The sequence below is a fragment of the Shewanella sp. AS1 genome (genome assembly GCF_021412565.1).
Classification (GTDB): Bacteria; Pseudomonadota; Gammaproteobacteria; order Enterobacterales; family Shewanellaceae; genus Shewanella.
The window spans coordinates 59,502-84,586 of sequence record NZ_JAKCLJ010000010.1; the positions used below are offsets into that span (position 1 = coordinate 59,502).

17 protein-coding genes and 1 pseudogene are annotated in these 25,085 nt (G+C 38.3%); 17 read left to right on the forward strand and 1 reads right to left on the reverse strand.

What is annotated here, in order from left to right; all coding sequences use genetic code 11:
• Positions 1–406: 406 nt before the first annotated feature.
• Together LZP69_RS12825 and LZP69_RS12830 are read left to right on the forward strand one after the other, a co-directional pair.
• Complete coding sequence (locus tag LZP69_RS12825; protein ID WP_234201065.1) at positions 407–1,192, forward strand: MlaA family lipoprotein; 786 nt, start codon at positions 407–409, stop codon at positions 1,190–1,192.
• Between the two features lie 157 nt (positions 1,193–1,349).
• Positions 1,350–2,453, forward strand: coding sequence for a response regulator (locus LZP69_RS12830; RefSeq protein WP_234201066.1), 1,104 nt, complete (start codon positions 1,350–1,352; stop codon positions 2,451–2,453).
• 128 nt (positions 2,454–2,581) lie between these two features.
• Here LZP69_RS12830 and LZP69_RS12835 read toward each other — a convergent pair whose 3' ends face one another.
• Entirely contained in the window at positions 2,582–4,051 is a 1,470-nt protein-coding gene (locus LZP69_RS12835; RefSeq protein ID WP_234201067.1) for a peptide MFS transporter, read from the reverse strand.
• Between the two features lie 567 nt (positions 4,052–4,618).
• Here LZP69_RS12835 and rfaH point away from each other — a divergent pair.
• From rfaH to LZP69_RS12910, 15 genes and pseudogenes are all read left to right on the forward strand, one after another.
• Entirely contained in the window at positions 4,619–5,143 is a 525-nt protein-coding gene (gene rfaH / locus LZP69_RS12840; protein ID WP_234201151.1) for a transcription/translation regulatory transformer protein RfaH, read from the forward strand.
• Between the two features lie 360 nt (positions 5,144–5,503).
• Positions 5,504–8,302 carry an SLBB domain-containing protein gene (locus LZP69_RS12845; protein ID WP_234201068.1) on the forward strand — a complete coding sequence of 933 codons (2,799 nt, stop codon included), beginning with the start codon at positions 5,504–5,506 and terminating at the stop codon, positions 8,300–8,302.
• 70 nt (positions 8,303–8,372) lie between these two features.
• A pseudogene (locus LZP69_RS12850) lies at positions 8,373–8,840 on the forward strand (four helix bundle protein).
• Positions 8,841–8,917: 77 nt separating this feature from the next.
• Positions 8,918–9,886 carry a Wzz/FepE/Etk N-terminal domain-containing protein gene (locus LZP69_RS12855; RefSeq protein ID WP_234201070.1) on the forward strand — a complete coding sequence of 323 codons (969 nt, stop codon included), beginning with the start codon at positions 8,918–8,920 and terminating at the stop codon, positions 9,884–9,886.
• A 928-nt stretch (positions 9,887–10,814) separates the two neighbouring features.
• Complete coding sequence (gene gmd, locus LZP69_RS12860) at positions 10,815–11,942, forward strand: GDP-mannose 4,6-dehydratase (protein ID WP_234201071.1); 1,128 nt, start codon at positions 10,815–10,817, stop codon at positions 11,940–11,942.
• Positions 11,943–12,866 carry an NAD-dependent epimerase/dehydratase family protein gene (locus LZP69_RS12865; RefSeq protein WP_234201073.1) on the forward strand — a complete coding sequence of 308 codons (924 nt, stop codon included), beginning with the start codon at positions 11,943–11,945 and terminating at the stop codon, positions 12,864–12,866. It begins immediately after the preceding gene.
• Positions 12,863–14,038 carry a DegT/DnrJ/EryC1/StrS family aminotransferase gene (locus LZP69_RS12870; RefSeq protein WP_234201075.1) on the forward strand — a complete coding sequence of 392 codons (1,176 nt, stop codon included), beginning with the start codon at positions 12,863–12,865 and terminating at the stop codon, positions 14,036–14,038. Before LZP69_RS12865 ends, LZP69_RS12870 begins: the two co-directional genes overlap by 4 nt.
• A 10-nt stretch (positions 14,039–14,048) precedes the next feature.
• A complete protein-coding gene (locus LZP69_RS12875; RefSeq protein WP_234201076.1) occupies positions 14,049–15,149 on the forward strand; it encodes a glycosyltransferase in 1,101 nt (366 codons plus the stop codon).
• A 1-nt stretch (position 15,150) separates the two neighbouring features.
• The gene (locus LZP69_RS12880) at positions 15,151–16,569 is read left to right on the forward strand and encodes an oligosaccharide flippase family protein (RefSeq protein WP_234201078.1); all 1,419 of its coding nucleotides are present in this window, start codon (positions 15,151–15,153) and stop codon (positions 16,567–16,569) included.
• Between the two features lie 157 nt (positions 16,570–16,726).
• Positions 16,727–17,467, forward strand: coding sequence for a glycosyltransferase (locus LZP69_RS12885; RefSeq protein WP_234201081.1), 741 nt, complete (start codon positions 16,727–16,729; stop codon positions 17,465–17,467).
• 1,108 nt (positions 17,468–18,575) lie between these two features.
• Positions 18,576–19,577 carry a hypothetical protein gene (locus LZP69_RS12890; protein ID WP_234201083.1) on the forward strand — a complete coding sequence of 334 codons (1,002 nt, stop codon included), beginning with the start codon at positions 18,576–18,578 and terminating at the stop codon, positions 19,575–19,577.
• On the forward strand, positions 19,564–20,796 hold the full coding sequence (locus tag LZP69_RS12895) for a glycosyltransferase (RefSeq protein WP_234201085.1): 1,233 nt from the start codon (positions 19,564–19,566) through the stop codon (positions 20,794–20,796). Before LZP69_RS12890 ends, LZP69_RS12895 begins: the two co-directional genes overlap by 14 nt.
• Positions 20,768–21,949 carry a glycosyltransferase gene (locus tag LZP69_RS12900; RefSeq protein ID WP_234201087.1) on the forward strand — a complete coding sequence of 394 codons (1,182 nt, stop codon included), beginning with the start codon at positions 20,768–20,770 and terminating at the stop codon, positions 21,947–21,949. The genes LZP69_RS12895 and LZP69_RS12900 overlap by 29 nt, the downstream gene beginning before the upstream one ends.
• A 1-nt stretch (position 21,950) precedes the next feature.
• On the forward strand, positions 21,951–23,369 hold the full coding sequence (locus tag LZP69_RS12905) for a mannose-1-phosphate guanylyltransferase/mannose-6-phosphate isomerase (RefSeq protein WP_234201089.1): 1,419 nt from the start codon (positions 21,951–21,953) through the stop codon (positions 23,367–23,369).
• A complete protein-coding gene (locus LZP69_RS12910) occupies positions 23,369–24,796 on the forward strand; it encodes a phosphomannomutase (RefSeq protein WP_234201091.1) in 1,428 nt (475 codons plus the stop codon). Before LZP69_RS12905 ends, LZP69_RS12910 begins: the two co-directional genes overlap by 1 nt.
• Positions 24,797–25,085: the final 289 nt, after the last annotated feature.

The following is a 25,085-nucleotide window of genomic DNA, read 5'->3' on the forward strand; positions in this document are numbered from 1 at the left end:
ACAAATTTCAATTTGACCTCGCTTTTTTGCCGAGTATCCTTAGCCGTCATATAAGGAAAATCAAATAGTCTAGGGCGTGTTTATCTCGATGTTTAATTTTTGTTCGAAATAAAAGTGTTTTAATCGCGACATGAGCTATGACGCTTAGTCATCTAAGTAAATCAGCTCATAACAAAGAGTAAAATGCTTTTAATCGACCCCGCAGGGCAGCGTTTGTTGTTATTTCTACGGCGTTAGCACTTTCTCATGTGGAATAACCACACATCAAAAGTGCTGTATTGTATGAATTTCCAACAAACTGCTGCAAAAACAAACTTAGAAAGATAAACACGCCCTAATATCATCAGTTATCGGCAGAGCAGTATTAAAGCTTTAGTCAGACGATACTGTGAGGAACTCAATCTCTATGAAGTGTAAATGGATCACCTTAAGTCTGTTGAGTACGGCTTTGCCTATGGCAACGCTGGCAGCAGAACAAAGTGAAAGTGGCGCCAAGGATAGCGCAGACGTTGAAACTCGAGTCGTGTATGTCGATCCAAGGGATCCCTTTGAAGGCTTTAACCGGGCCATGTGGGATTTTAACTTCCTCTATTTAGACAGATATTTATATCGTCCTGTCGCCCATACCTATAATGATTATGTCCCTCGTCCCGTGAAAACCGGGATCTATAATGTGGTGCTCAATCTCGATGAACCCAGCTCTTTGGTGAATAACGCCCTGCAGGGGAAATGGGGCTGGGCGGCAAATGCCGGCGGTCGTTTTACCATCAACAGCACCTTAGGATTGCTTGGGATAATCGATGTTGCCGATATGATGGGAATGCCACGTAAGCAAGATGAATTTAATGAGGTTTTGGGGTACTACGGCGTGCCTAATGGTCCCTATTTTATGGCACCTTTCTTAGGCCCTTATGTGGTGAGGGAGTTGGCCTCGGATTGGGTTGATGGTATCTATTTCCCACTTTCTGAATTTACTTTTTGGCAATCGGCCATCAAATGGGGATTGAAAAATTTACACAAGCGAGCAGAAGCAATCGATCAGGAGCGACTTGTCGATAATGCACTTGACCCCTACACTTTTGTAAAAGAAGCCTATCTGCAGCATGTTGACTATAAAGTTTACGATGGTGATGTTCCGGTAAAGCAGGATGAAGATGAGCTGCTTGATGATTATTTAGATGAGCTGGAGTGATCCCTAACTGACACGCCGCTTAGTAAGCTAGAACCATTAATTACATGTTATTATTGGAAAAGTTGAACCATCAAGGCTAAAGTAAGTCTCAACACTATAGCAAATAACTCTAGATATCTGGCGATGGGGAAATGCGCGCGATTAATGGGGAAGTTCAATGGCACTAGAAAATCTCGTCATATTGCTCGTCGAAGATGACCCGGTTTTTCGTAGTCTAGTGGCTGCTTATCTCGTTCGCCGTGGTGCCAAAGTGGTTGAAGCTTATGATGGCGAACAGGGGTTGGAGCTGTTTAACCAGGGGCATTATGATGTCGTTTTAGCCGATCTCAGTATGCCGATTCTCGGCGGCTTAGAGATGCTTAAACAGATGATTAAGCGTAAGCCCAATACCCTGGCGATTGTGATTTCTGGCAATCAGGTGATGGCCGATGTAGTCGAAGCATTGCGCATCGGTGCCAGTGATTATTTGGCCAAGCCGGTTAATGATCTCTTTATGATTGAGAGCGCCATCCGTCAATGCTTAGGTGGTAAATATGAGCAAGATGTCCAACTCGCCGATTTAGAAGAGCTGTCCTACCAAGAGCTTGAAGAACATTTAAGTCTGTTAGAGCAAAATGCCGAAGCCGCCAAGAGTGTGCAGCAGCAGCTTTTCCCACCGTCAGAAATTGATTACCCCAAGGCGAAAATCGATTACAGCCTGTTTAAAAACGATGATGTTAGTGCTTACTTCATCGACAGTACCAATGTCGGCGATCAGTATCTGATCATGTATATGGCCCACTTCCACCCTCAGGACAATCGCTCTGCTTTTGCCTGTGTCCTGCTTAAGAGTTTTGTTAATCAGAAATTGAAACAGTATCGAAACAGCAACAGCCATACTGTTATCGAACCCTTTAGCATGCTCAGTTACCTTAATGAAAGGATGAGTAAATCGGGCTTAGATATCTATGTAGATATTATTTATGCTGTGGTGGAATTGACAAACTATCGCGCCTCGGTTGCTCAGGCGGGTAAAGGTCTGCGCTGTTATATCCGTAACCAAGAAGGCCTATTACCCCTGGCGCTACCTGATTCACTGCAGTTAGGGATTTTGGAGTGGGGCCAGCCCAGCACCCAATTTCGGGATTTAATGGTAGGCGAGAGCCTGTGTATTGTCTCAAGCGGAGCTGAGCATAGGGAGATGCTGCTGGATAATCAATTTCTCGGTCTTACCTATAAAACCGACAGTTTACCGGGTGGCTATGTGCAGATGAGCTTTTAGCGGCGAGTATCGAGTTGCGAGCTACGAGTATTGAGCTACGGGCTAGGAGTTAGAAGCTAAGATTCTCGCCCCTTAAAACAAAAACGCCTCACATTGTGAGGCGTTTTTCATTGATACGTTAGCTGTGATTAGCGTCGAATTGCTTCGTGTTCTGCTGTCACGGCAATCTCTTCTTCAAGAGCGGTTTCTTCATCATGGTGACCATCTTCGGCACCGTGCATCCAATCGACTAGCTTATCAGCCATGAAGTAGAGGAGCACACCTGAGATAGCGGCAGTGATTGCGATACCAGAGAAGATAGACATAGCGTTGGCTAGCTGCTCTTCGGTTTCACCACCATGACCAATGAATGAGCCCACAACACCAGCAATCTTGTTCGCTGCTGCAACGAACAGGAACCAAGCACCCATCATCAGAGAGGCAATACGAAGTGGAGCTAGCTTAGTTACCATAGACAGACCGATAGGAGAAAGACACAGTTCACCCATGGTATGGAAGAAGTAGGCACCAACCAGCCACCACATGCTTGATTTAGCACTGGCGTCGCCACCCATCTCTAATACGGCACCGATCATGAATAGGAAACCAATACCCAGTAGGATCAGACCTAAAGCAAACTTAACGGGTGAATTAGGTTCATTCTTGCCTAAACGTACCCAGATAGAGGCCACGACAGGGGCGAAGATCACGATGAACATAGCGTTAAGAGACTGGAACCAGGTCGTTGGGACTTCCCAGCCACCAATCATACGGTCGGTAAACTCGTTGGTGAACAGATTCATCAAACCACCGGCTTGCTCAAAACCAGCCCAGAAGATGATGGTGAACAGACCCATGATCATGATGACTTTGATGCGATCGCGTTCAATCTTAGTCAGTGGCTCTTTACGAACTTGACCTTGAGCGGCTTCTTTTTCTTTTTCAAGTTTGGCAGCTGGAACGCGGCCAATATCACCTAACAGCTTTTGTGCAAACAGGAACTGGATGATGAGTGATAACACCATACCGATACCGGCACAGATGAAACCTGCTTGGAAGTTACCATCGTAATAAGCAACGACAGAACCTACGATAATACCTGACAGGAAGGCACCGACGTTGATACCCATGTAGAAGATGGTGAATGCACCGTCACGGCGATGATCGCCTTCTTCATACAGGTCGCCCACCATGGTAGATATGTTTGGCTTAAACAGGCCGTTACCTAAGATAAGGATACCTAGACCCAGGTAGAATACTTCTGTTTCCATGCCTTGGATCCAGGCATGAGGAGTACCAAGGATAAATTGGCCCGCAGCCATGAGTGCGCCACCAATCATGATGGCTTTACGTTGACCTAAATAAGTATCGGCCAACCAACCCCCAATGAGCGGTGTCAGGTAGACTAGACCTGTGAAGGTACCGTAAAGTGAAATCGCATCTGCCTGGGTCCAACCCAGACCATGTCCGCCTTGTGTGCGAACCGCGTCAACTAGGTATAGTACCAAGATTGCACGCATCGCGTAATAACTGAATCTTTCCCACAATTCCGTTGTAAATAATAGGAACAATCCTTTTGGATGCCCAAGCATCGTTCCTTGAGGTTTAGCTACGCTCATTGAAGTTTCCACCTTAGCTGTGATTGTCTACATAAAATATGCAGAAAATGTGATTGCAAATGTCGTCAATACTTTGCCTTTTTTAAGCTAACCAGTTGATATGGTTTAAAACTTTTCGCTTGGCGTGCGATTTTCTCGCTGTAGTATTTTGTTATATTCTAATATTTTCGTGACGAATTTATCTGAAACCCACCTTATATACCCTTTTCGGCCGCTAAAAGTCAATTTAGACTCGGTCAGCATGTGAATATTGACCAGATAAAATGCCGTGAAGAAACCGGTTGGATGAAAAATAGGCGTTGTGATGGTAAAAGCGACAAATAGCTACGAATATAATGGTGTGAGGCGAAAAATCCCAGCAGGATGATTTAAAACGACTAGAGTATTTGCTATGATTTTCTTTGAAAATTGGATGTAACTTATGTTGCCTTTTTTGTTACATTAGCATTTCGAATTGATATGGATATTCAGGATCTTATATTGATTATTTGACAGTTAGTAACTTGTCGGATTCTAAAGATTTCTGTCAATTTAATGGATAATCCTAAGCACTGTTATAGGGAAATTATGAAGTCTTGGTATCTTTTGTATTGCAAATCTCGCAATGAAGCGAGGGCGCAAGATAATCTCAAATTGCAGCAGATAGAAACTTATCTTCCAATGCATCTTGAGAAAGTGTCTAAAGCGGGTAAGCCCTCAGTAAAACGCGCTCCTCTTTTTCCTAATTATCTCTTTATCTATTTTGATCCCAAAGAAACCAGTGTTAGTCGTATCCATTCGACACGTGGTGTTTCACGTTTTGTTGGTTGTAAAGAAGAGATGACAGCTATTGATGACAGTATTATTCATGCCATCCGTATGAAAGAGCACAAGTTGTTCAATGAGCTTGATGTCTCTGGGGGGGGCAGCGAGTCTCAACCTGAGTTTAAGCCTGGTGACAGGGTGAAGTTTGTCGACGGCCCTTTTGTGGATCTAGAAGGCATTTTTGCCGAAAAAAGTGGTGAGAAGCGCTGCCATATTTTGTTTGAAATTATGGGGCAGCAGAAACGCGTGAATGTCGCTAAAGAGAGTCTCAAACCGGTAGGAAATTGAGATGGGTGAAGATATAGCTAGGACAGCGCTTGGCTATAATTTACAGAGTAATTATGGCACTTAAACACGCTTTATTTTATGGTGTCTTACGCGAGGCATCTCAATAGCATTACCGAGATAGTTTGTATTAATGCTAAGGTAGTCTGGCTTTTGAACCTTGGCTCTGTAAGAGAAAGAATCACTAAAAATTTGAAGAATCCCATGAGGGGATGGGCAGTTTGGGGGCCGCAACCTATGGGCGGTAGCGTGTCTGAAGCTCGAAACCCCAAAGACCCGAAAAATAATATCTTATTTGTTTTAATGCGTTATCATCTTCAACGCTTTGATTTGTCATTTTGCTTTGAACAACGGAGAGTTTCAGTGTTACAACGAACCACAAAAACCATAATAACGGCAGTTGCAGCCCTGTTTATGATGGCAAACTTTTTTATCATTGCGAGCAGTGCGCAGGCGATAACGCCATCACCTGAGATGATAGAGCAGTTTAAAAATCTCCCCGCATCCGAACAGCAAAGATTGGCACGTCAATATGGTATTGACCCTGCGTTGTTAACAGGAAAGGGAACGACTCAATCGGATCTTGCTAACCCCGAATTAGTCTTGCCCAGAAATAGCGATGGTCAGTTTGAAAATACTGACAAGTTGCAAGGGTTGAAAAATGCCAATGAAGAGCTCGATTTTGCCAAAGAGCAGCAAAAGAAAGAGTTAAAGCGTTTTGGTTATGAACTGTTTCAGGGGGAACCAACCACCTTTGCGCCCGTTTCCGATGTACCTGTGCCAAGCGAATACTTAGTTGGGCCTGGCGATCGCATCAAGGTGCAACTCTTTGGTAAAGATAATCAAGAGTATGATCTAGTTATTAGCCGCGATGGTACCATTCAGTTCCCTCAACTTGGGCCTATTTCTGTGGCGGGACTGAGTTTCGCCGAGCTGAGAGAATCCTTAAACCATCGTATTAAACAGCAGATGATAGGTATCGAGTCCAATATCACCATGGGTGAGTTGCGCTCGATCCGTATTTTTATCGCAGGCGATGCCTATAAACCGGGCTCTTATACCGTCTCCAGCCTTTCAACCATTACCCAGGCTTTGTTTGTGGCCGGTGGTGTGAATGAAATAGGTTCATTGCGTGATATCCAAGTTAAGCGTAATGGCAAGTTAGTCGGCAGTATGGATCTGTACGATCTTTTGATGCGCGGCGATGCCTCTGGCGATCTGCGTTTACGTTCTGGCGATGTTGTATTCATTCCGCCTGTCGGTGGCTTGGTCAGTATCGAAGGCGAGGTGCGTCGCCCAGCGATTTATGAGCTAAAACAGAATGAAACCGTGGCTGATATTGTTGCGATGGCGGCGGGAGTGACTCCAGGCGCCTATCCAAAGAGCAGCACTATTGAGCGTTTCAATAGCAATGGTTTACGTGGGCTTGTCAATGTGGATTTAACCACTCAAGCCGGTAAGTCTACCAAAGCACAAGCGGGTGACTACATTCGAGTGAAAAACGCGTCGGTGCGTTTTGAAGATGCCATTACCTTAGTGGGCGCCGTTGTACGTCCTGGAAAATACCAGTGGTATGACGGGCAGAAGATCAGTGATTTACTCCCTTCTCTCTGGGGGGATTTGCTGATCTCGGCCGATCTTAATTACGGCATCATTATCCGTGAAACTAATCGTTACGGGGATATCAAGGTATTGCAATTCTCGCCGGCAAAAGCCATAGGCGATAAGCAAACCGAGCAAGACCTTACGCTGCAACCCCGCGATAAAATCATGCTGTTTAACTACAGCGACGAAGCCATCAATCGTTTTGAGTTGAATAAACTCGTTAAAGACAGGGTTGAAGAGATCACCTCGTTAACCGGAGATAGCTTAGTTGGCAATGACCTCTTCAAAGCGGGTTTTGCTGAGCTAGATAAGACCCAACTCGAAAGCCGCAGCGATATTGCCGGGGTTGTGGTGACTAAAGACTCATCTCAAGAAACAGAAGAGGAGCTGGCCAAGAAAGAAGCCGGAGAACTGGTTACCGCCGAAGTGAAAAAAATGCTGTTTAATCTCTTCGACGATAAAGAGTTGATTAAGCAAAGTGGTGCGATGAATCGCGGCGAGCTACTTTATCCCGTGGTGACAAAACTTATCAGTCAAGGTATGGGGAATAGTGGTGCGCCAATCGTGGCCATTAATGGTAAGGTGCGCCATCCTGGCATCTATCCCTTAGCGGATAAGGCAAAGATAAGTGATTTGGTGATGGCCGCTGGCGGCTTGCTCGAGGGAGCTTATTCTGCCCGCGCTGAGCTGACTAGCTCGGTGCTGGAAGGTGAGTATTCAACAGTCAGCCATCTTGATATTAATTTAGATGCCGCCATCTCTGGCCAAGCTAGCGAGGATAAAGTGTTGCAGCCTCGCGATATTCTAACTGTGATGACCACGCCTGACTGGCAGGAAAACAAAACGGTTGAAATTCGTGGCGAAGTTAAATTCCCTGGTATCTACAATATCCGCCGTGGTGAAAAATTATCGGATGTGATTGAGCGCGCAGGCGGCTTTACTCAGTATGCTTTTTTACCTTCCTCTGTGTTTGTGCGTGAATCTGTGCGTCAGCAAGAGCAGATAGAGATTAAGAAACTTGCCGACCAACTCAGACGTGACATCGCGACCCGTGGTGTGTCTAAAGATGGCAATGTGGTGAATTACACCGATGCGCAGTTGATGCTAAGTGATTTGGAAAACATCAAGGCTGTAGGACGTTTAGTTGTTGATTTGCCGGCAATTTCAGTAGGCATAGCCCAGGCGGATATTCAGCTAGAAGATCAAGATATTCTTTATATTCCGTCGACCCGAGAAACCATTTCTGTGATGGGCGAAGTACAGCATGCCGCGACTCATAGATTTAAAGATGGACTGACATTAGATCAGTACCTATCTATGTCTGGCGGCGTGCGAAAGCGCGCAGATGACGACCGTATCTATATCATTAAGGCTGATGGTTCGGTTATGTTGCCTAGTCGTACCATGTGGTTTAGCAGCACGACAGAGCTAAGCCCAGGAGATACGATTATTGTGCCACTGGATACAGAGTACAAAGATAACCTCACCTTATGGACTCAAATCACTGGGATTATCTATAACACTGCTGTGGCTATCTCGGCGATTTCAGGACTTTAACTGAATTAAAAAAGCCTATTTCTCAGCTATCTTAAAACCGAGTCTAGACGTTGACTAAGAAGGATCTTATATGCGTTTTGAAAGATTAGATGTTTGGAAAAGGGCTTCAAGATTGTCATGTGATGTATATAAGGCAACTGAATCTGTTACTAATTGGGGCTTTAAAGATCAAATTACTCGCTCTGGGCTGTCCGTGCCTTCGAATATAGCGGACAAAAATGCAGGAGCAATTTTTGAACGATGTGCGTTTTGCATCGGCCTCTGAAGAGGTGAGGTACAAGGATGTACCGGATAAGGTGAAGAGCGAGAGACTCCTAGAGAGAAAATTCGATTTCTGTATTATGCAAAAGGTTCCCTTGGAGAATTAGTTACCCAGTTATATATCGGTGTAGAGGTTGGTTATCTGCGAAAATCTTCCGCTTTGGAAATGATAAAAGAAGCTAAAGAGCTAGCAAAAATTTTAGGTTCTCTAATTAAAAATAAGGAATTACAGATAAAAGAAAATTGCGGTGACTACAGAATTGAAAAGTATGACTAAGCGATATGATTTGCTTTTTCATAGTAGCGTAGCGCACTAGCCGCAAAGCGTCCTAGACTCTAGAATCTGATGGAAATATGAACAATAAAATACAGCAACATCAAACAGATGCATTTTTTCAAAATACCCAACAAGCTGACGACGAAATTGATTTAAGGGAACTGTTTAGCGTTATTTGGCAAGGCAAATGGTTGATCATAGCGATTACGGCTGTGTTTGCCATCGCCTCAGTCGTTTTCGCTATTTTGCAGCCTAATATCTATAAATCAGAAGCCTTGTTAGCCCCAGCAAGTGAAGAGCAAGGTGGCGGAGGTTTGGCTGCGTTAGCCGGTCAATTTGGTGGCTTGGCCTCAATGGCCGGAATTAACCTTGGTGGCGGCGGGAGTGTCGATAAGACACAAATGGCCATAGAGGTGATGAAATCGCGCCAATTTGCCAGCGACTTTATTCAAAAGCATCAACTCCTCCCAGACTTGATGGCGGCTGATAAATGGAACATGACGGATAATAGCCTAAGTTACGATAGTGATATCTATGATGTAACGGCAAACCAATGGGTACGTGAGGTAAAGGCGCCATTTAAGCCAGAGCCTTCAATGCAGGAAGCGTATAAAGAGTTTAGTGAAATTGTCAGTGTGAATGCCGCGAAAGACACAGGAATGGTGACTGTATCGGTTGAGCATTTATCGCCTTATGTTGCCCAGCAGTGGGTGACTTGGTTAGTCGAAGATATTAATAAAGTGATGAAAGATCGCGATGTCGCAGAGGCTACCCGTAGCACAGAATTTTTAAACAAGCAGATAATGCAAACTAATGTCGCCGATATTCGTCAGGTACTCTATAAACTGATCGAAGAGCAGGCGAAAACCATCATGTTTGCCGAGGTGCGTGATGAATATGTGTTTAAAACCATAGATCCTGCATTAGTACCTGAAGAAAAAGCCAAACCCAAACGCGCCTTGATCTGCGTATTAGGCACCATGTTAGGCGGTATGCTAGGCGTGATGTGGGTATTAATTAGACATTTTGTACGTAAAGAAGACTAATTTTTTCTGTTCTAGCTTTGAGCAGCGAAGCGTTCTAGAACTCTAGACTCTATCTTTAAAAAAACGGCCTATTGGGACTGCTTTAAGATAAAGAGTTGGAAAACAGTAAAATCTTAGGTTTTCAAGGGATAACGCTTACTTAGAAATAAGAGCGATTGTTTCAAAATGGATAAAAAGTGTCTCAGCTAGGTTAGAATTACTGAGATGTAAAATCGAGTAAAATTAGTGTTTAGGGTTTATTTTAATGCAATATCAGATCGAAGTTATGCTTGCCGGTCTAAAATATCAGAGTGCATTTAGCTGCAACATTTACTATGCTCATACTTATGTTCATGTGAGTGAGGTTTGAATGAGAATTACAACGGACAGCTTTGGCAATGTACTTAAAGGCAATGATTTGTAATCGGTCACTGATGAACAGTTAAAACAATATCAGGATAAAATTAATCATAGGCCAAAGAGATACTTGGGATTCAAACAGCAGCTAGTTGTGTTAAATGAATTAATTTAAGTGGCTTGAGCGGTTGATGCACTTCGGAGTTGAATTCTCGATTTACTTTTTTATAGAATATACATTTAGCAATAAGATACAAATATTCAATTTTTTAAAAGGATTTTCATTATTTAAAATGAAACAAAAATACTAAAGAGTTTAATTAGAAATTTAGTATTAACAATTAACTTTTAAAGGTAAATTCAACGCATGGGTTAATAATAAAGCTAGATGATAGAGTTATCATCTAGCTTCGACGCTCTAGTAATGTGTCTGTGTAGAGTTTTTATGCCTAGTAAAGTTCTCAAGATGGAAAAATCATATAGTTAATAAAATATTATCTGTATTGGAAAATGCAATTCTGATAGCTTCAATTTAAATTTTGGTTTTTTCACATTCTGGTATAAATTGAAACTAATATAAAAGGAAAGTTTTATGTCTAAGAAAAAAGTTGCTTTAATTACTGGTATAACAGGTCAAGACGGGTCGTATCTTGCAGAGTTGTTATTAGAAAAGGGTTATGAAGTACATGGCATAAAAAGAAGAGCGTCGTTATTTAATACCCAACGCATAGACCATATTTATCAAGATATTCATGAAGATAATCCCAATCTAATATTGCACTATGGTGACCTTACAGATTCTTCAAACCTGACCCGAGTTTTGAATGATGTCCAGCCTGATGAAGTTTATAACTTAGGCGCACAATCACATGTTGCCGTTTCGTTCGAATCACCCGAATATACAGCAGATGTCGATGCAATGGGTACATTGCGTTTGTTGGAAGCGATTAGATTTTTAGGTTTGGAGAAAAAAACACGCTTCTATCAGGCATCAACTTCTGAACTTTATGGTTTGGTTCAAGAAATACCGCAAAAGGAAACGACACCATTCCACCCTCGCTCACCATATGCAGTAGCGAAAATGTACGCTTATTGGATTACTGTAAATTATCGTGAATCTTATAATATGTATGCATGTAATGGTATTTTATTTAATCACGAATCGCCTCGCCGTGGTGAAACATTCGTTACTAGGAAGATAACACGTGCATTAGCAAATATTTCACAAGGACTGGAAAAGTGCTTATTCCTGGGAAATATGGATGCTTTACGTGACTGGGGTCACGCAAAAGACTACGTTAGAATGCAATGGATGATGTTGCAGCAAGACCAGCCCGAAGATTTTGTGATCGCTACGGGTAAGCAAATTTCTGTACGTGAGTTTGTTAGATTATCAGCTAAAGAGCTTGGTATCACTTTGGAATTTACCGGCGAAGGTGAAAATGAAGTCGCTACGGTGATTAGTATTACTGGTAAAAATGCACCTGAGCTGAGTATTGGAGATGTCATTGTTAGGGTTGACCCTCGTTACTATAGACCTGCGGAGGTAGAAACTTTATTGGGGGATCCTACTAAGGCAAAAGATAAGTTGGGTTGGGTCCCTGAGATAACCGTTGAAGAAATGTGCAGTGAAATGGTTGCTGCAGATTTGGTTACTGCGAAGCAGCATGCACTGTTGAAAAGCCATGGCTACGAATCTACAGTTTCAGTTGAGAGATAAATGAAAGTATTTTTAACTGGTGGTGCAGGCATGTTAGGGAGCAATATTAAATCAGCTTTTCTTAAGTACGGAACTGATATAATTGCTCCCTCTAAAGAGGAACTGGATCTTTTTGATTTTGAAAAGGTTAGGCAGTTTATCGCACATCATAAACCGACCCTTATTATTCATGCCGCGGGTTTAGTCGGGGGGATTAGACAGAATATTCAGCAACCTTATGAGTTTTGTTTTGTTAACCTCCAAATAGGACTGAATGTCCTTCATGCGGCATTTGTCGAAGGCGTTCCTAGTTTAATTAACATTAGCAGCGCAAATGTCTATCCAGATGGAAATTTAGACTACGCAATGTCAGAGAGTGATATTCTCTCTGGAAAGATTAATAAAGATACGGAAGGTTATGGTCTAGCCAAAACTTGTGTTTTGAAATTAGCAAACTATTTGAGCCTACAGTACGGTGTCTGTTATAAGTCATTAATACCGTGTAATCTATACGGTAAAGGTGACTCATTTGATAAGTTGAAGGCTCATATGATTCCTGCAATTATACGTCGTCTCCATGAGGCCAAGGTTGAACAAGTAGAATCTGTAGAAATTTGGGGAGACGGATCAGCAAGAAGAGAATTTCTTTTTGCTGAAGATTTAGCTGAATATATCTATGAAGTGTCAAGCCATTTGCAAGAGCTTCCCCAAAATCTAAATTTGGCGCCTGAAGTTGATTTCTCCGTTCTAGATTATAATCGGATTGTTGCAGAGATAGTGGGCTATCATGGTGATTTTCATTTTGATGAAACAAAGCCAGTCGGTACAAAAGTGAAGCGTTTAAATACTAGTCTCGCCCGACAACATGGATGGGATGATACGACGTCTATTAAAGATGGAATAAGTAAGACATATCAATATTTTTTGGAGAAAGTGGCTTTATGAAAAAATATGCGCTGGCAAGCAGCACATGGGACCATCATGAATATGATGCGATACAGAGAGTTATAAAATCTGATATGTTTACCATGGGTAAAGAGGTTGCGCAATACGAAAAGGATTTTGCCGCATTTTTTGGTGCAAAACATGCTGTAATGGTAAGCTCAGGCTCAACAGCAAACTTATTGATGATTGCTTCTTTATTCTTTACTAAAAATCCATCACTAAAACTTAAGCGCGGTGATGAGATTATAGTTCCTGCAGTGTCTTGGTCTACAACATACTTTCCACTTCAACAGTATGGACTTAAAGTTAAATTTGTAGATATTGATCTTGATACTTTAAATTTGGATTTAGTTAAGTTAGAAACTGCGATAACAAAAGATACACGTGCAATTTTGGCTGTGAACCTATTAGGTAATGCTAATGATTATGCTCAAATGAATGAAATTATAGCTGGTAAAAATATTTTTATTCTAGAAGATAATTGTGAATCCATGGGGGCTACTATTGATGGTAAGCAAGCGGGTACGTTTGGCATTATGGGAACTTTTAGTTCTTTTTTCTCTCATCACATAGCTACAATGGAGGGGGGATGTATTGTAACTGATAATGAAGAGTTATATCATATTTTGCTTTGTATTCGAGCACATGGTTGGACAAGGAATTTACCTAAATTTAATCATGTTACGGGTGAAAAAAGTGATGATCCATTTGAGGAGTCATTTAAATTTGTCCTTCCAGGCTATAACGTAAGACCTCTTGAAATGAGTGGTGCAATTGGTATTGAACAGCTGAAAAAATTACCCGCATTTATTGAAACTCGTCGTAAGAATGCACTTTTGTTCAAGTCTCTATTTGAAAATCACCCATATATTTCGATTCAAAAAGAAATAGGTAATAGTAGTTGGTTTGGATTTTCTCTGATATTAAAGGAAAATTCACCATATAATAGATCTGATCTAGTTAAGTTATTAACCGAAAATGGTATTGAGTGTCGACCAATTGTGACCGGTAACTTTCTTAAAAATTCGACAGTTTTAAAGTTTTTTGATTATGAAATTTCAGGAGAGATCTCTGCGGCTTCATATCTGGATGAACATGGCCTTTTTGTTGGTAATCATCAAAATGATATAGAAAAAGAAATTCGACTATTAGCATCGTTATTAATAAATTAATGAGTTTTAAATGAAAAAGATAGCAGTAATTGAGACTGGTGTTCCAAATCATACCCCTATTCTTGTAAACTGGGCAAAAATCTGTAACTTAAAAGGATGGGAGTTAACAGTTTATACTACTCAAGACTGCTATCAACTAGTCGAAAGCAAGTTAAAAAAAATCAACTCATTCAAAGGCGTAAAATTTATTGAAGATTTGAGTTTGTTTAATTTAAAAAGATATCATTCAGATTTAAAAAAATATGATGATGTTTTAATAGCTTCATTGTATGGAGGGTATTTAAAATATTTTCTTCTTATTTTTTTTTGTAAAAACTTCTCATTGACTATGCATAATGTTAATAAATGGTTTGTTCCTGTGCGCACGGGCGATAGATTTTTATCTGAAATAAAATCTTATTTAAGTTTTTTTTTAAGAAAATTAATCATTAGAAATATTAAAAAAATAATAGTAAATAGTGAAAATCAAAAAAAATATTTAAAGGAAAAGTATGCTTACTTAAATGTCCATGTTATTCCATTTAAGATGGATTTTTTTCCTAAAAATGATTGTAAAGTACAAACTTTAGCTAATATCGTTGTTGTATATCCTGGAATTATTTCATTCGATCGAAAGAGATATGATAATTTTATTTTGATTTCTGAAAAATTTCCACAGATAAAATTTGTTCTCCTTGGTGAAATGTCTAATGATTCTGCAGGAAAGTATATATTAGCTGAGATTGAGAAAAGGCAATTGAAAAATGTCGTATATTTCAGAAATTATGTAAGCAATGATGTTTTTGAATATTATATGAATGAAGCAAGTGTCATTTTTTCAGATATAAATATTGAGTCGAATGGTGAAACCTATGGCCAATCAAAAGACTCTGGTGCACCATATTTGATGGCAGAGTATGGTTTGCCTTTTATTGTTAATAGTGATTTTAAAAATATACCTGCTTTGGATGCGGCAACTTCTTATTATCATGATCAAAGTTCTTTAATTAAAATATTTGAATGTTTAATTATCGATCCTACCTTTCTTAATGGAAAAATAAGTTTAAATCTTAGGGGACGTGAAACTATATCGCTAAAAAACGTTGCTTCAGAGTTTAAAGGTTTTGATTGATATGAATTTGTACCGTGCAATATATAAGAGTGTTTCAGGTCGGTTTATAACATACATAGTACAATTTTCAGCCTTAGCTTTATATGCTAGGTTATTTACACCAGAAGAATTTGGTGTGATTGCGTCAATTCAGGTTTTTGTTCTATTCTTTCAAATGTTATCTGATGTTGGAATTGGTCCGGCCATCATAAATGAGACTAAGTTTGAAATTGAAAAGCGAGATGGAATGTTTACCTTTACAGCATTAATAGGGATTTCATTAGCCATAATTTTTTATTTTTTTTCATACTTATTGAATTTTTTCTATGGAGGATATGAGTATCAGAATATTGCAATTCTTGTTTCAATAGCTATTTTCTTTAATTCCCTTAATATTTTACCTATAACTGCAATGAATAAAGATGCACGGTTTATAGAACTTGCAGTTATTGATGTATCTGTTGAGATTTTTTCTGTATTATTGATATTTATTCTGTATAAAAGTAATTTTGGATTATTATCCTTAGCTGCAAGAAGTCCCATTACAGCAGTTATTAAATTTACTATGACATGGATTTTATGTCTTAAAACTGATTTAGGTAGGCCTAATTTTGGTACGAAGCTTTATCATATTAAGTCAATATTAAGGTTTTCTTTATTTCAATTTGGATTTAATTTCATTAACTATTTCTCAAGGAATCTAGATAATATTCTCATAGCAAAATATTTTGGTATGATTTCTGTAGGTATTTATGAAAAAGCATATCAACTTATGCGTTATCCTTTAATGATAACTACCTTTGCAATGACACCTGCAATCCAACCAATATTGATGGTTTATAGAAACGAGGTGAATCTGATAATTGAAGAACACAATAAGCTAACTAAAAGACTATTGACCTTATCTTTGCCAATAAGTGCTTTTATTTATTTAAATAGTAAAGTAATTGTATTAACTGTTTTTGGCGAACAATGGTATAACGTAGAACCGCTAATTAAAATTTTTTCATTTATGATTCCAGTTCAAGCTGTATTATCTACCTCAGGTTCTTTTTTTCAAGTAATGAATAAGCCGAATCTATTATTTTACTCTGGTTTTCTTTCAGCGATTTTAAATATTATCGCTGTTTGTATTGGTGTGTTATCTGGAGATATGAATACCTTAGCGATTGCTTTAGTTGTTACTTTTACAATAAATTTTTTTCAAGCGTATTTCATATTATTTAAATATTGTTTTGCTTTTAGTCTCAAGGGATTTTATTTTGGACTTTTTAAAGGTGCTATAGTCACTTTTTGGCCAATTTTTATATATTCACTAATTCAATATTACTTACTAAGTAATATTAATCTATCTTCAATTTTGAGTCTATTTGTTAATATCCTAGTGGGAACGTTGGTAATTCTTGTTTTTATGAGGCCAATTAAAAACCAACTAAAATAGAAATTTTCTATTCTCAAAAAAATATATCATTCCTAGTGCTAGATAATATAAATTTCAGATATTTATGACGCATGCTACTCTAATGAATACACTAGTTTGATTTATAAGTATCTTCCTTTATTTAAATCCAATTCATTAAAAAACAATTAAGGTTTTTATGACAGCGTTAATTACAATTTATATCCCTACAAAAAATAGGCGTCTTCATTTATCCAAGGCTATAGATAGTGTTTTAAATCAAACATACAAAAATTGGGAACTTATCATTGTTAATGATGCTAGCACAGATGATACAGAGTCTTTTTTAACAGAACTAACAGATAAGCATCATAACATTAAGTGTTTTCATAATACTGTTTCTCAAGGGGCTTGTGCTGCAAGAAATACAGCTATCCAAAATGCTAAAGGTTTATTTGTAACTGGCTTAGATGATGACGATTTATTCACTCCTAATAGGTTACAGGTTTTAGTTGATAATTATGATGATAAATACTCATTTATTTCAACTAGTTGGGTTATGTCCCCAAATACTATTAAAGACCGTCTGAGAGAGTTTCTTCGTTATAAAAGTGGAGATATTGACCTAAATTCAATGCTTGATTTGAATCATATCGGTAATCAAGTTTATGTAAGAAGAGATAGAATATTGTCACTAGGTGGATTTGATGAAAACCTTCAAAGTTGGCAAGATTATGATATGTGGATCCGACTTATAGAAAGATTTGGTCCCTCATTAAAGTTAAAAACTCCTACTCAAATCATATTGAATGACGAATCTATGTTAAGAATTACAACCTCACCGAAACGAATAGATGGAATAAAATATTTTATTGAAAAGCACCGGTCTAAAATGACAAATAAGCAGGTTAAGAGGGTTTTGAAGCAACTCAGTTTATAAGAGCTATATTTGTTCAAATTTTGCTTTGCGATTATTTGATATTAGTTAGAAATGTTATTATTTTAAATCGATATCGGATTGTCACTTCTTAACTATATATTCATTATGCTACAATCATTTTGTCAAATTGTCATTTTTAGATATATATAAAGGATAAGGCTGGAGTTGGTTTAATTTAAATTATGACGACTCAGGATGATGAGTTTGCAGTATAATGATACTCATTGTATATTGAAATTAAAGTTCTAGGTGTTTTTCATTTACCCTAGGCCTGAATTGGTATTTTTGTTTTGTGCTTCATTTTATAGGGTGACTTTAATTTTAATGGTTATATCTGTATTGGCTTACTTAGTCTTTTTAATAAGTATTAGAACGTAATAAGTCGAAGGGTTTGTAATTTTTTGTTGATGCTCCTAGCTAATAAATTTTGATTTGGAATTAAATGTGCGTAATGATGGCAATTAAATTTCTGTAATTTGCGATAGTTAAAATATTGCCTCAGATCCTAGTCCTTCTATACAATTGTTACCTGAACAAGTATGGCCAGGTTTTTCATAGTATTAGATATTCTCTATATTTCTGATAAACAATTTTATTTAGACTCTGAACATGATATGAGTGAACTTAATAGATTGTTAATGTAATAGCATTGTATGAATTCCATTCTACAGAGATTAAATATGAATAACTGACTTGATTGTCAATCAATAATTTAATTTTTTAAAATTTTGCATGAATATAAATTCAAAAAGAGGGAGTCCGTGGGAGATGAGCATTACCAATGCTTACTTTCTGCAACGTTATCTTTTGTTAACAAAAGTTTGCCATTGATACTATGAAAATCTCTATAAATAAAAATAAATTAACTTTTATCTTCCTTCCTATAATTATTTTATTTTTTATATTTCCAGTTAAGTTTAACTTTCTGCCTATTGATACTCCTAGGTTTTTTTACTGTTTAATATTTATTTTATTACTCTATAGCCGTGCTTTTAGTTTAAATTTGAAATTTTTTTTACCATTTTGGATTGTTGTATTACTTTCTGTTATCTCTACGTTAAATAGTGACATTTCGGATCTTTCCTTTTGTAGGATTGTGATTGAGAATATGGTTAAGCTATTTTTTGTTACTTACTTATTCTCCTGGCTAGTATATAACTATTTTAAATTGCCTTTGGAAAGTTTGATTTTCTGTATAATTTTGACATTCATGGTTCAATCCTTTGTCATGTTTATTATGCTGTTCTTACCAGATGTTCAATCTATATATTTATCGCTCTTAGATTCAAAAGCAAAGGGATTGGGTGATGCTGAGAGTTTATGGCGGCTAAGACAACTTGGAGTTACAGGTTGGGCTGTTTATGATATGGCTGTAAATTTGTTGTTGGCAATATTCCTAATACCCGCTTGTCTAAGTGGATGCAATGTTAAAATTACACCTTTTGTTTGGTCTTTTATTTTTATCATATTACTTTTTGCTTCTATTTTAAGTGCTAGAACTGCATTTATAGGTTTTTTTATTTTTTCGTTAATATCTCTTTGGTTGCTTATATTTCGAAGGAGTTTAACAGGGAGTAAAGTTTGGAAAATTTTTAATTTTTTCATTTTTTATCTCTTACTTTCGATCCCTGTGTTTATGATTCTTTATCAGTCTGGCAGTAGGGAGGTCGTTTTTTTGTTTGATTGGGTTTTGGAGATTTTTTCTGGTTTTACTTCCAATGGGTTTGAGACTAAATCTACAAATGAACTTGCAGAATTATATTTTGTTCCTAGTGAGAATACAATTTTGTTCGGTGATGGTAAATATATAGCAGACACTGGTGGGTTTTATGGTGGTACTGATGTTGGTTATCTTAGAGTATTGCTTCATTTTGGTTTGTTCGGAAGTTTGATTTTCTATTTTTCCTATCTTTTAGTTTTCTCTAGAGTTGCAAGTAATTTTAAGAAGTTGATTTCAGTGGAATCTTCCGCATACTTTAAAGCTTATGTTGTTTTTCTTTTTATAGTGCAGTTTAAAGGAAATGTAATGGTAGATTCAATTCCTGCTTTATCATCTATTTTTATCATATTCAATTATTCAAATTTGGTGTTAAAAAATGGCGATTACTGATACTGTTCTTATCATTTCAAATTCATTCACTGGTGGTGGAGCTGAGGTCGTTGCAGATGAAACCTATAAAGTTATCAAAAAAAAATATATTAATGTAAAACGTTGTTCTGCAGATGAGTTTTCTGACTGTACTTTAATTGACGCTAAAGAAAATATGTTTTGTGCTATTTTTTCAATTAGAAATATGATTACTTTGCTTCTTTATTTGTTAAAAATAAGACCTAGCATAATTCATTTGCACAATTTTTTGCCAAATTTATCACCCTCTATTTTAATGTCCATAGCTTTTTATAAATTTTTTTTCAGTGTTCATGTTTTACAAACAATTCATGACTTTCATCCAGTTTGCCCAAATTCATCTTTGTTCAATGATTTCAAAGGTGCAACTTGTACTAAATGTGTTGGAAGAAAAAAAAATACCATTATTTTTGACTCTTGCTATAAAGGTTCTAGGTTAGCATCTTCCTTTAAGTATATTCGTTATAGTGTTATGAGGTTTTTTCTTTTTCATCGTTATGTTATCGATTTGTTTTTATGTCCTAGTCAATTTATGCTAGACAAACTTTCTATGGATGGTATTAGTCAAAAAAAACTTTTGCTATTAAAAAATCCCATGTCTCTGCCTATGGGGTTATATAATCTAAATATAGATACACAACTCAATAATGCTGTTGATAGAAATGATATCCTTTTTTTAGGTCGTCTTTCAAAAGAAAAAGGTATTGATTTAATTATTTCGGCTTTGAAAAGTCTTCCTGGGCGCAACTTACATATTTGTGGTGGTGGTGACTTGCTTGAGTCTTATAAAGAGCAAACAATACTTAATGGAGTTCATGAAAGAGTTTTTTTTCATGGGTACGTTAACAAGACTGAATTATCCGTAATAGCTAAGCAATGTTCGCTATTAGTTTTACCTTCCGTTGTTTTCGAAAACTCACCAATGGTTATTTACGAGGGACTCGCTTTAAATCTTGTTCCAGTTGTCTCAAACATTGGTGGTATGAAAGAGGTTATCGAAAACTTAGGTTTCGGGTTTACTTTTGCTGCTGGTGATCTTTGTGATTTAGTCTTGCATTTAGAATTAGCATTTAACTATGTTCATAAGGTTAATGTAAAAATTGAAATTGAATCAAATAAATTTTACATTAATTATTTAGAAACTGATTATTCAAGTTGTTTAGAGTCTGTCTATGAAAAAAATTATAGTGTTAACTCCTAGGTTTCCATACCCGGTAATTGGTGGAGACCGCTTGCGAATTTACTTTTTATGTAAGGAACTTTCTAAGCATTATGATTTAACATTGTTAAGCTTATGTGAGTCAGAAAATGAAATGAAGATGTCTTTACCATCTGATGGTGTTTTTAAACATGTAGAACGAGTGTTATTACCAAAGTGGCGATCGTACCTAAATTGTCTTCTATCCCTGCAATCTCAAACACCTTTACAAGTGGCGTATTATCGTTGTGCCACATTTAAAAATATATTAGAACGTTTATTGCCGTACCATGATGCTGCAATTGCTCATTTAGTTCGTACTGGTGATTATTTGCTTAAGTCGAACGTTCCTAAGGTACTAGAAATGACAGATGCAATTTCAATGAACTATGAACGTGTCGGACGCATTGCACAGTCAACTAGTCTGAAAACGTTAATCTATAGTATAGAACAGCGACGTCTAAAGAAATACGAACAACGAATCGCTAATACATTTAATGCATCGATACTTGTATCTCAATATGATAAAGATTATTTGTTCTCTAAGGACTCTTCTGAGTACAGCAGGGTTTTAGTTTGTTCAAACGGTGTTGATCTAAGCAATCTTGAGTATCGTCCTTGCTTTACTTCTAAACGGATAGTATTTATTGGCAATTTGTATTCTGTGCAAAATGTTGATGCAGCGTTTTGGTTTGCTAAAAATGTAATGCCTCTTTTGCGTAAGTATGGTGATTATACGTTTAAAGTGATTGGTCGTATAAAGGATCATGATCGTTTAAGGTTTAATGGTTTAGAAGGTGTAGAACTTACCGGTTCAGTTGATTCTGTTTCCTGTTCTGCAAAAGGTTCATTGGCGGGAGTTTGTAGTGTTCGTTTAGGTGCTGGTGTTCAAAATAAAATCCTCGAATACATGGCATTAGGAATACCTGCAATAACTTCTTGTACAGGCCTTGAAGGAATTGAAGCTATTCCAGGTAAAGAGATCTTGGTTGCTGACGAGCCCAAAGAATATGTAGATGCTATTTTAAAACTTGCAAATAATGAGCACATTCACCAACAATATGCTGAAGCTGGATTGTCCTATGTTAAACGTTCTCATTCTTGGGAGTCTCGGTTGACCCCAGTTATTTCTGAACTCAAAAAATTGGTAAATTAAAATGTCTTATATACTTCCAGTCATCATGGCTGGCGGCTCAGGATCGCGTTTATGGCCGCTTTCGCGTCATCAATTTCCTAAGCAATTTTTAACCTTACTAGGCAATGATTCCTTGCTGCAATCCACTGCGCAGCGTTTAAAAGGGATTGAGCATGCGCCAGCTTTGGTAATTTGTAATGAAGAGCACCGTTTTTCGGTCGCTGAGCAGTTTCGAGCTAACGCCATCCAAACCAGCGGTATTATCTTGGAGCCGGCGGGACGTAATACCGCTCCTGCAATCGCCTTAGCAGCAATGCAAGCACTAAGAAATGGTGATGACCCTATATTGCTAGTGTTAGCGGCTGATCACGTAATAAAAGACGAAGAGGCATTTTGTTCATCGGTTAAGCAAGCATTGCCGTTTGCACAAGCGGATAAGTTAGTAACCTTTGGCATCGTGCCTACCGCTCCTGAAACCGGTTACGGCTACATCAAGCGTGGCAACGTGCAAGGTGATAATACTGGTTTTAGCGTGGCACAGTTTGTTGAAAAACCTAATCTAGAAACTGCTCAGGATTATCTCTCGTCAGGTGAATACTACTGGAACAGTGGTATGTTTTTATTCAAAGCCAGTGCGTATTTAACTGAGCTTAAAACTCATCGATCCGATATATTTAGTGCATGTGAGCAAGCCATGGCGGCAACACAAGCCGATTTGGACTTTATCCGTGTTGATAAAGAGGCATTTGAAGCATGTCCTGATGATTCGATTGATTACTCGGTCATGGAAAAAACTGCCCAAGCTGTAGTTGTGCCTATGGACTGCGGTTGGAGTGATGTGGGAAGTTGGTCTGCACTGTGGGAAGTATCAGATAAAGACGAATATGGTAATGCTTATCGAGGTGATGTTATTAACCTCAATACTCGTAATACGTATGTTCACGCGACAGAAAAGCTCGTTACTACAATTGGTTTGGATGACGTAGTAGTAGTCGAAACCAAAGATGCGATTTTGGTGGCTAAGCGATCTGAGGCGCAACAAGTCAAAAAGGTTGTTGAGCAGCTAAAAGCAGAAAATCGAAGTGAGTGGCAACATCACCGTGAAGTTTACCGGCCTTGGGGTAAATACGACTCTATTGATAATGGTGACCGCTTTCAAGTGAAGCGAATTACGGTGAAGCCTGGAGAGAAGCTATCTATCCAAATGCATCACCACCGAGCTGAGCATTGGATTGTGGTAACAGGTACGGCAAAAGTGACTAATGGTGATAAAGATATTTTGCTGACCGAGAACCAATCCACTTATATTCCGGTGGGGGTAGTCCATGCACTGGAAAACCCAGGCAAAGTGCCGCTTGAGTTGATCGAAGTGCAATCAGGCTCCTACTTAGGTGAAGATGATATTGTTCGTTTTGAAGACAGATATGGCAGGATAAATTAATGAGTAATCCAACTGCTTCCCAAGTCATTAAAGAAAGTGGTGTGACTTTTGGCACCAGTGGCGCTCGTGGTTTGGTTACCGACTTTAAACCAGAGGTGTGCGCTGCTTTTGCTGTTGCGTTTATTGAAGTCATGAAGCAAAGCTTTGCTTTTGAGCGTTTAGCAATTGCGATTGACAACCGCCCAAGCAGCCTTGACTTGGCCTCAGCTTGTATTGCTGCAGCTAACGCCGTTGGCGTAGAAGTTGATTACTATGGCGTTATCCCAACGCCAGCATTAGCCGTCACTTCGATGGCCGATAACATTCCCGCCATCATGGTCACTGGCAGCCATATCCCGTTTGATAGAAATGGTCTAAAATTCTACCGCCCTGACGGAGAAATCAGTAAAGAAGACGAGTTAGCTATCTTAGCAGCCTGTGTCGAGTTGCCAAGTGTTGAGTTATCACCTCTACCTAGAGTTCAAACTAAAGCTATAGATAGCTACCTAGCGCGTTATCTCAATATCTTTAAAACTGATTTACTCAAAGGTAAACGCATCGGTATTTATGAGCACTCTAGTGCTGGGCGCGATTTGTACGGAATCTTGTTTAAGCAACTGGGAGCTAGGGTTGTAAGGCTAGGTCGTAGTGATAGTTTTGTGCCAATTGATACTGAAGCGGTAGGGCTAGCAGATATTGAAATGGCAAAAGATTGGCACAAGGAGCACCAGTTAGATGCTCTTTTTTCAACAGATGGCGATGGTGATAGGCCTTTATTATCAGACGAAACTGGCGCATATTTACGCGGTGATATTCTTTGCTTGCTCGCAGCACAAAGTTTGAACATTGATGCATTAGCTGTACCTGTTAGCTGTAACTCTGCGATAGAAGCATGCGGAGCGTTTAAGCAAATTGAGCGTACGGAAATAGGTTCACCTTATGTGATAGCTGCATTTGATGCCTTAAAAGAAAATTTTTCACGAGTCGCTGGTTTTGAAGCTAATGGCGGTTTTTTACTAGGTTCAGATATCGAGGTTAATGGTGTTCCGCTTAAAGCGTTGCCAACTCGTGATGCAATATTACCTGTGTTAGCGGTTTTGGCCATGGCTGATAAAGGATCTATTTCGGCTTTAGTTGAGAAACTTCCACCTATCTATACTGCAAGTAATCGCATTCAGAATTTTTCCAGAGATAAAAGCTTGGAGATTATTGAGCAAGGTATACAAAACCCTCTGCAATTATTATCAAAATTAGATCTGCCTACATTTCAGCTTGCTAAGACAGATTTTACTGATGGTTTGCGCATGATGTTTAGTAATGGGGAGGTTGTTCATTTGCGTCCTTCTGGTAACGCGCCAGAACTTCGTTGTTATGCTGAGTCAAATTCTGTTGAACGTGCAGAGTCATTAGTGGAGTTGGTGTTAAGTGCAATTTACAAGTTCAAATAGTCAAGCCTATTGGATTGAGTGATTTTTAACTCAATAAATCAATGTGATAGCCAAATTGATGAGACGGTTTTGAGACATGATCTTGAAACTGTCTCATTTTATGGTTTTTAGTTTGGTTAAGTCTCTGATTAAAAGCCTTTTTGGTTATTATTGGTCTTTGAACTATTGATTTCTTTAGGTCTTAACTTTTATTAGAAAAGTAAAAATTCTGTCTCAGTATCGTTTAACTGACTGAAATGTAGTACAAGGACGTTTTATTTTATATTCGTATGTTCGGACGCAGATCCTG